This window comes from Herbaspirillum sp. GCM10030257, assembly GCF_042666555.1.
In the GTDB taxonomy this organism is placed as follows: domain Bacteria; phylum Pseudomonadota; class Gammaproteobacteria; order Burkholderiales; family Burkholderiaceae_D; genus Noviherbaspirillum.
Genome location: NZ_JBHTDH010000040.1, coordinates 19003 through 28126 on the forward strand (window position 1 = coordinate 19003; position 9124 = coordinate 28126).

At 55.8% G+C, this 9124-nt stretch carries 4 protein-coding genes; 2 read left to right on the top strand and 2 right to left on the bottom strand.

The genetic code is table 11. The features are described from left to right. The first annotated feature begins 127 nt into the window (after positions 1-127). A complete protein-coding gene (locus tag ACFQUU_RS26795) occupies positions 128-1732 on the top strand; it encodes an MFS transporter (RefSeq protein ID WP_382251313.1) in 1605 nt (534 codons plus the stop codon). A 13-nt stretch (positions 1733-1745) separates the two neighbouring features. Here ACFQUU_RS26795 and ACFQUU_RS26800 read toward each other — a convergent pair whose 3' ends face one another. Both ACFQUU_RS26800 and ACFQUU_RS26805 read right to left on the bottom strand, forming a co-directional pair. Further along, positions 1746-4022, bottom strand: coding sequence for a helicase C-terminal domain-containing protein (locus ACFQUU_RS26800; protein WP_382251315.1), 2277 nt, complete (start codon positions 4020-4022; stop codon positions 1746-1748). Positions 4023-4024: 2 nt separating this feature from the next. Continuing rightward, positions 4025-5677, bottom strand: a complete 1653-nt coding sequence (locus tag ACFQUU_RS26805; protein ID WP_382251318.1) for a VRR-NUC domain-containing protein — start codon at positions 5675-5677, stop codon at positions 4025-4027. 521 nt (positions 5678-6198) lie between these two features. Here ACFQUU_RS26805 and ACFQUU_RS26810 point away from each other — a divergent pair. Further along, the gene (locus ACFQUU_RS26810) at positions 6199-8787 is read left to right on the top strand and encodes a bifunctional aconitate hydratase 2/2-methylisocitrate dehydratase (protein WP_382251320.1); all 2589 of its coding nucleotides are present in this window, start codon (positions 6199-6201) and stop codon (positions 8785-8787) included. The last annotated feature ends 337 nt before the right edge of the window (positions 8788-9124 follow it).

A 9124-nucleotide genomic window follows, 5' to 3' on the forward strand; every position in this document is an offset into this window, starting at 1 on the left:
CGACTGCCGTTCATTTGCTGGGAGACATAGAAAGCAATAGATCAGCCAGATGCTCCAGGCGGCCTTTAGTTCCGAGTGTCATATTCTCTGCCCTTCAAGCTGCTGTTGCCTCTTTCAAGGAGCTCGCATGCGGTCGACGAATACTGTTCCAGGTGATGCTGACTTCCTTCAGGCAAGTGGTGCGACAGTGCCATGTCGTCCATCGGCTAGACCATGGGTGCTGGTGGCAACTATTCTGGCGTCAGGCATGGTTTTTATCGACGGCACAGTGGCCAATGTTGCGTTGCCCGCACTGCAAAAAGAATTCAATGCCAACGCAGCCGACACGCAATGGATTATCGAATCGTATGCCCTGCTGTTGACGGCATTGCTGCTGGTCGGGGGCAGTGCTGGCGATCTGTTTGGCCGACGTAGAGTGTTTGCGCTCGGCGTTGTGTTGTTTGCCCTTGCTTCAGCCTTGTGTGCGTTGGCGACAAGCATCTGGATGCTGATCTGCGGGAGGGCACTTCAGGGCTTGGGCGGTGCATTTCTGGTCCCGGGCAGCCTGGCGCTCCTCAGTGCCTCTTTTCCTGACAACATCCGCGGGAAAGCAATCGGTATCTGGTCCGCATATACCTCCATCACGGCTGCACTCGGACCTGTCATGGGAGGTTACCTCATCGAGCACTGGTCTTGGCGGTACGCTTTTCTGATCAATGTCCCGCTTGCCGCAATTGTTCTGGTGCTGTCCTATGTCTATGTCCCGGAAAGTCGGCATGATAATGGTCCCCGGAAACTCGACTGGCCAGGCGCTTCGCTTGTTAGTGCTGGGCTGGGCTGTCTGGTCTACGGACTCATTGCCGCACCTTCGCGTGGCTGGAGCGACCCGACAATACTCGGGATATTGCTTTGTGCGGTGATCGCACTGACAGCATTTGTTGTGGTGGAGAGCAGGCACCCTGCACCGATGTTGCCCTTGCAGTTATTTCACTCTTCCAATTTCGCCGGGGCGAATCTGCTCACGTTTTTTTTATATGCTGCATTGGGAGGCAGTCTTTACTTTGTGCCGCTCAACTTGATACAGGTACAGGCATACACAGCAACTGAAGCCGGTGCCGCCATGCTGCCGTTTATTCTGACCTTGTTTCTGCTGTCAAACATGGCGGGCAAAATGGCAGACAGAATCGGCACGAGGCTGCCTTTGATTGTCGGCCCGTGTGTTGTCGGTTGTGGGTTTGTCTGGCTGGCGATTCCCGGTGTGGGCGGCAGCTATTGGACCACCTTTTTCCCGGGCATGCTGGTGCTTGGCCTTGGCATGGCGATCGGTGTTGCACCGCTGACGACGACTGTCATGAACGCCGTTGAACCAGGTTTTGTGGGTGCAGCCTCCGGTACGAATAATGCTGTGTCGCGGGCAGCATCGCTGCTGGCGATTGCCGTTTTTGGCATCGTGATGAGTCACGCGTTCTCACAAAGTTTATCGCAAAGGCTCAATGTGCCATCACTGGACTCCCAGGCGAGACATGAGGTTGTCCGGCAAAAGGATAAACTTGCGGCAATCGATATCCCAGCGACGGTCAGCGAGAAGGACAGGGCACTGATCGCACAAGCGGTTTCCGGGTCGTTTGTGACAGGCTTCAGATATGTAATGCTGGTGTCAGCTCTGCTTGCTTTTGTCAGTGCAATCACCGCATGGCTGATGCTCGATAGCCGGGCTGTTCAACAGCGTGCAGGCAGAAGTAAAATCCGATAGGGAGAAGAACGGATTAATCAGACCGGTGCGAGCTAAGCCGCTCCACCTTCCACCAGGAAGGAAGCAAGCCGAGCACTTCCGGACGGGCGAAGCGATCATCAATCAGATAAACGTAGCCTCGGTCCGATTGCGTACGGATCACACGCCCCGCTGCCTGCACCACCTTCTGGAGTCCCGGATACAGGTAGGTATAGTCATAGCCGCTTCCAAAGGCGGCATCCATGCGCTCGCGATGTTCTTCATTGACTGCATTGAATTGCGGCAGGCCGAGCGTCGCAATAAAAGCGCCGATCAGTCTTTCACCGGGAAGATCGATGCCTTCAGCGAACGGTCCGCCAAGGACCGCGAAACCTATTCCACAACCGCCGGGTGTAAAGCGCGCGAGAAACGCGTCACGCGCAGCTTCGTCCATGCCGCGTGACTGTTCCCGGACAGGGATGTCCGGATGGCGCGCGCGGAACAGCGCAGACACTTTTTCGAGATAATCAAAGCTGCTGAAAAACGCGAGGTAGTTACCGGTTTGCGACTGATATTGCTTGGCTATCAGTGCAACAATTGGTGCAATCGAATGCTCGCGTTGCCGATATCGTGTCGAAATATGGCCGGCCACATATACCGATAACTGTTCGGCTTTGAATGGTGATTCGACATCAATATAAGCGGTATCGGACGGTAGTCCAAGCATGTCGGCGTAGAAGTGCCACGGACTGAGCGTGGCTGAAAACAGGATCGCGGATTGCGCTTCGGTGAAGCGGGGCGCCAGAAACTTTGCAGGTACGACATTGCGGATACCGATGCTCGAACGGATGTGTTCGTTTCGTTCTCGCTTTGCAAGATCGAATAGCGAGTGTGTGTCCAACACTTCCAGCAGCCGCGTAAAGTGCAAAGCCTCGAAGTAAAAATTCTGTAACGCGCTGTTCACGTACGCCGGGTTTTCTGCAAAGAACTCCGATATCTCGCTTACCATCTTTTGCAGCGCGCTCGCAAACTTTGCCGGAGTCTCCGAATAAATCTTGTAGTCGCTCTCCTGGGTCTTGTTCAGTGCGGTCCATTGGCGCTGCAACCTGTCGAGCGCTTTGCCGAGTGCTTCGGGTATCGTACGCCGCACGGTTTGCAAGGTGGATTGATCCAGTTCAGCGGAGTACATTTTGCGCGCACGTTCAATCAGATTGTGGGCTTCGTCCGTTAAGACGGTGACACGCCACTGGTTTGCCGTCGTCAAGCCGTACAACAACGCGCTACTATCAAAATAATAGTTGTAGTCCCCGACCACGACGTCGACCCAGCGCACAAGGTCCTGGCTCAGGTAATAAGGACATACCTGGTGTTCGAGCGCGGCCGCGCGCAATGCAGATTTGTCCAGTGAACCCGCGGAGACCGCCGCCGCTCGCGCCTGTGGCAACCGGTCGTAGAAGCCTTTGGCCAGGGGACACGATTCGCCATGACATGCCTTGTCAGGGTATTCACATGCTTTGTCACGTGCTACAAGTTCAAGGACACGCAAGGGCATTCTGGGCTGGTGATTTTTGAGCTGCCCCAACGCATCAAGGGCAAGACTACGCCCGGTCGTTTTTGCCGCCAGGAAGAAGATCTTGTCCAGGCCTTTACTCGGTACTGCTTTCAGCAGAGGAAACAGCGTGCCCACCGTCTTGCCGATGCCCGTCGGTGCTTCCGCCGCAAGACAACGGCCCGTCTTGGCCGCACGATAGACCGCTTCGGACAGCGCGCGCTGGCCTGGGCGGAAACCGGCATGCGGAAAGCGCAATGCAGACAAGGCAGCGTTGCGGGCGATACGGTGATCAAGTTCCTGCGTGGACCAGCTCAGGAATGACTCGCACTGTTCAATGAAGAAACTCCGAAGCGCGGCTGCCTGATGGCGTTCTTCTAGCATTGTTTCCTGCCGGCTGCCGATCTCGAAGTAAACCAGCGCAACGTTTACTTCGGTCAGTTGCAGTTTTTCGCAGAGCAGCCAGGCATAGATTTTTGCCTGCGCCCAGTGCAATGCACGATGGTTGGCCGGCATGCGGGAAAGATCGCCCCGGTAAGTCTTGATTTCCTCCAGTCGGTTGCAGGCCGGATCATAACCGTCGGCCCGGCCCCGGACGACCAGATGCCGGTGTCGGGATGCAAGGGTGACTTCCCGTTGATAATCCGCCGCACGTCGCGCCGTCACTTCGACATGACCGGCAATGCCTTCCTGCGCAGTTGGGGCCGGAGTAAATCGCAAATCAAGATCACCACGCCTCGCCGTGAACTCCGCTAGCGCCCGTACCGCAACCTGGTATTCCATGGTCAGGCCGCTTCCTCTAACCATTGTACAAAGCAGACACTCACGGGGATGTCGTGCATCATGAAGTAATCGAGCCAGCGTACTTGATTGTCCTGCAGGCGGTCATTTGGCGCCTTTACTTCTATCATGCGGTAGCGCCGCTCATCCGGCCAAAACTGGATCAGATCGGGAAAGCCAGCGCGATTGGTGCGGATGTCTGCGAGCATGCGATGGAAGATCGCCTTCAGATCAGCTGCGGGAATGCACTGCAGCGCGAGGCGGAGTAACTCCTCGCTGATGTGCTGCCATGCCACAAAGGGTGCAAGGGTATCCGCTTTTTCCACAAAATTCCGCAGGACGGTGTCAACGTATTCTTGCGAGTCCAGTTGTGAAAGGCAGGTGCTGAATTCCTTTTCTCGTCGACGGAAGAAATCTCCGCTATACAAGTCGGCAGGCCCGCTCTGGAAGGGGTGAAAAAATGCGCCAAGAACAGGGGCAAACACGGCATCCCAGCATAGCAGTCCGAACAGCGAATTAATCAGTGTGTTCTCTACATAGAAGAGTGGTGCATCTGCCGTGGCGAGGTGTTCGGCGACCAGTTGTTCGACGCAGAACGACGCTGTCGGCGCCGGAAGTTGCAAATCCACGCGCGCGAGGCTTGATGCGGCAGGCAGTTTCGCCACCATCGGCATCCCCAGCCTGCGTTGCAGTCGCGGCCGTATGCGGGAGATTTGCTGCTTTTCCGCCTCGCTCTCCGGACTCAGATCCGCCGCACTTGCCAGCGCGTAGGCATCGTCGTTCAATCCACATCGCTCCATGACGCGGATCGCGCGTATGCGCGCGCCGGGATAGGTACAGGATGTATATAAGGCTAGTGCATCCTGCAGCAAGTCTGCACGTTCGTAATGTTGCGCCAGTTTGAATACGAGCTTCGCGCGCCGACTGGCAAGCCAGTCATTGTCCGTGCTCGGCGGCGGCAGTTCACTGAGAATAATGTTCGGATCTTCGCCGTTTTCAAAGCGTTCACCCAGGGCGAAGAGGTGCAGATAATGATCCACCTCGTGACGTGAACGCAGTCCATGGGATGTCGATGACAACTCCACCTTTTCGTACTTCCAGATGCCGAGGTCTGCGAGCACAAACTCTGACCAGTCTTGCCGGCAGTTGCCGAAGAACAGAAGCCGTATCCTGTCGCAGAGAGGATGAATCAACAAGCCATAGACGCAGTCATCGGATGACGGATGCCATTCATTGAAGCGGCGATGACTTTCAAAACGCGCACGCAACAGCTCTACCAGATCTGCCTTCTTCATCGTGCCGCCGCCCGGCACCGGTCCGATTGCGGCAAGGAGTTCGCCCTTGGTCAGCAGGCTGGCAAGGTGGTCGAGCGACAGTTGCGGTTGATCGTCGATCCATCCATGCTGCACCAGGGGACTTGCTGCTTGTCGTGTGCAGCCAATTTCGTCGTAAATGAGCTTGCTGGCACGGAAGTATGGTCCTTTGCGCATGACCATACGGACCAGCAGGGCGCGCGAAGGCCGTGGCAATGCGGCGACGCGCTTAATGAAGTGATCTTCCTCCACACTTAGTAAATGGGGATAGCGTGTATACACCCATTCGAGGACCGTGTCGAAATTTTCCAGGTAATAAAACGGGTTTTCAAGAGTAGGCGGCATCTTGAATTCAATTTCAGGTTGGGGCTGGGTTATAAGGGTACAGGTAGGGTACGGGCACTGAAGTACGGCGTATCGGCATTCTGGAAAATGAACAGACTGGAACGGCAATTGGCTGATGACGAAATGCTAATCACGCTGTTTGAGCCATTTCAGGAACCTATCGTACCGCAGGCGAATGGAGGAAACCAGCACCGCGTCGGGTATATAGGCGTAGATGTGCGTCTGCGCAATTGGCGACTACAGTTGGCTGCGAAATGAAGAGGACGTTCACTTCCCTTGGCGAGCGTAGAAATTCTCCAGAGAAAATAGCAATTTTTCAGGTAAAAGCAGCGCGCGCCAACTTGGTGGACTGTATTTCATGAAATCAGCAACGAAAAGTTGCTTGTTTGAGATCAACTCTTATATCTTATAGAAGAGTTGTCCGCTACAATATTGCCTGAGGCTTCCCGTCCGAGCAGATATAACGAACGAAAGTCCGGTCTCGCTACCTTTAATCAAGCTACTAAAGAAAAGAGCGCCCTATGCTAGAAAACTACCGTCAACATGTTGCCGAGCGCGCCGCACTTGGTATTCCACCGCTCCCCTTGTCCGCCAAACAGACCGAAGAATTGGTCGCCTTGTTGAAAAACCCGCCAGCCGGCGAAGAAAAGTACCTTGTTGAACTGATCACCTATCGCGTTCCGGCAGGCGTCGATGATGCCGCCAAGGTCAAGGCCGCGTTCCTGGAGAAACTGGCGAAAGCTGAAGACAGCTGCGCACTGATTTCCCGCCAGGAGGCAACTCGTCTGCTCGGCACCATGCTCGGTGGCTTCAACATCAAGCCGATGATCGACGTGCTCGATGACGCTGAAGTCGGCGCCGTGGCAGCCGCGGGCTTGAAGAACACCCTGCTGATGTTTGACTATTTCCATGATGTCAAGGAACTGGCCGACAAGGGCAGCGCCAATGCAAAGGCTGTCCTGCAGTCCTGGGCTGATGCCGAATGGTTCACCTCGCGTCCCGAAGTGCCGCAAAGCCTGACCGTCACCGTCTTCAAGGTTTCCGGCGAAACCAATACGGACGACCTGTCGCCGGCACCGGATGCGACCACTCGCCCGGATATCCCGATGCATGCATTGGCAATGCTCAAGAATCCGCGTCCAGGCATCAATGCCGACGAACCCGGCAAGATCGGCCCGATCAAGCAAATCGAAGCGTTGAAGGCCAAGGGTCACCAGGTTGCCTATGTCGGCGACGTGGTCGGAACCGGCTCTTCCCGTAAATCCGCGACCAATTCGGTCTTGTGGTTTACCGGCGATGACATTCCTTACATTCCGAACAAGCGCTTTGGCGGCGTCTGCCTGGGCACCAAGATTGCGCCGATCTTCTACAACACCATGGAAGACGCTGGTGCCTTGCCCATCGAGCTGGACGTCTCCAAAATGGAAATGGGCGACGTGGTCGAACTGCGTCCCTATGAAGGCAAGGCACTCAAGAACGGCGAAGTCATTGCCGAATTCACCGTCAAGTCTGACGTTCTTTTTGACGAAGTGCGCGCCGGCGGCCGTATCCCGCTGATCATCGGTCGCGGCCTGACGTCGAAAGCGCGAGAAGCGCTTGGTCTGGCGCCGTCGACCTTGTTCCGTTTGCCACAAAACCCGGTCGCGTCCAGCAAAGGGTTCTCGCTCGCGCAAAAAATGGTGGGGCGTGCCTGTGGCCTGCCTGAAGGTCAGGGCATCCGTCCGGGCACCTATTGCGAACCGAAGATGACAACTGTGGGTTCGCAAGACACGACCGGTCCGATGACACGCGACGAGCTGAAAGACCTGGCATGCCTTGGCTTCTCCGCGGATCTCGTGATGCAGTCGTTCTGTCACACCGCCGCCTATCCCAAGCTGGTCGACGTCAAGACACACCAGACCTTGCCGACCTTTATCTCCAACCGTGGCGGCGTGGCCCTGCGTCCCGGTGATGGCGTGATTCACTCCTGGCTCAATCGCCTGCTGCTCCCGGATACCGTAGGCACAGGTGGCGATTCGCACACCCGTTTCCCGATCGGTATTTCTTTCCCGGCGGGTTCTGGTCTGGTGGCGTTTGCGGCAGCAACAGGTGTCATGCCGCTGGATATGCCGGAATCGGTTCTGGTGCGCTTCAAAGGCGAAATGCAACCTGGCGTGACCTTGCGTGACCTGGTCAATGCGATTCCGCTTTACGCAATCCGCCAAGGCATGCTGACTGTCGAGAAGAAGGGCAAGAAGAACATTTTCTCGGGCCGCATTCTGGAGATCGAAGGCTTGCCTAAACTGAAGGTTGAACAGGCATTCGAACTGTCCGACGCCTCTGCTGAGCGTTCCGCCGCAGGCTGCACGGTGCATCTCGATAAAGAGCCGATCATGGAGTACATGACATCGAACATCACGCTGATGAAGTGGATGATCGCTAATGGCTACCTGGACAAGCGTACGCTGGAGCGCCGTATCAAGGCCATGGAAGCCTGGCTGCAGAAGCCGGAACTTCTTGCGCCGGATGCCGACGCGGACTACGCGGCAGTCATCGAAATTGATCTGGCCGATATCCATGAGCCGATCGTCGCCTGCCCGAACGACCCTGACGATGTAAAGCCTTTGTCCGAAGTCGCCGGCGACAAGATCGACGAAGTGTTCGTGGGCTCATGCATGACCAACATCGGCCACTTCCGCGCTGCATCCAAACTGCTCGAAGGTAAGACCGATATTCCGGTTCGCCTGTGGATCGCTCCTCCGACCAAGATGGATCAGCAGGTATTGACTGAAGAAGGTCATTACGGGACGCTGGGTCGTAGCGGCGCGCGGATGGAAATGCCAGGATGCTCGCTGTGCATGGGTAACCAGGCGCAGGTACGAAAAGGCGCGACAGTGATGTCGACGTCGACACGTAACTTCCCGAATCGCCTCGGTCTCGATACTCGCGTGTATCTCGGTTCAGCCGAGCTCGCCGCAGTTTGTTCCACTCTCGGCAAGATCCCGACAAAGGCTGAATACATGGAACATATCGGCGTCATTGAAAAGAATGCCGCCAATATTTACCGTTATATGAACTTTGACAAACTGGCGGAATTCCGTGATGTAGCAGATGGCGTCAAAGTGGATTAATGGCGTTGATGGCGGGTACGGTACGCATCGTAGACACGTTACCCGCTGAGACCTTAGCCATGTAATGACAAGGCCGGCTATATGCCGGCCTTGTTTATTTAATACCGCAATGTGTACACTGCACCTGGTTCGAACAAGTCAGGACGACTTACGCGTTACACCGTAGACACAGGTCGAGGGATTCACCAATCGAGGGCATCCAAGTCGGCTTCTAGAGCATTTTCACGTTGACTAGCCATAGCCGGCGTGTCGGATATACCGCTCACACTCATCTGGAGCGAAGTCGTCCATTAATTCCCCAATGATCGACCAGAGCTCCTCGATGGTGCGTTTGGCC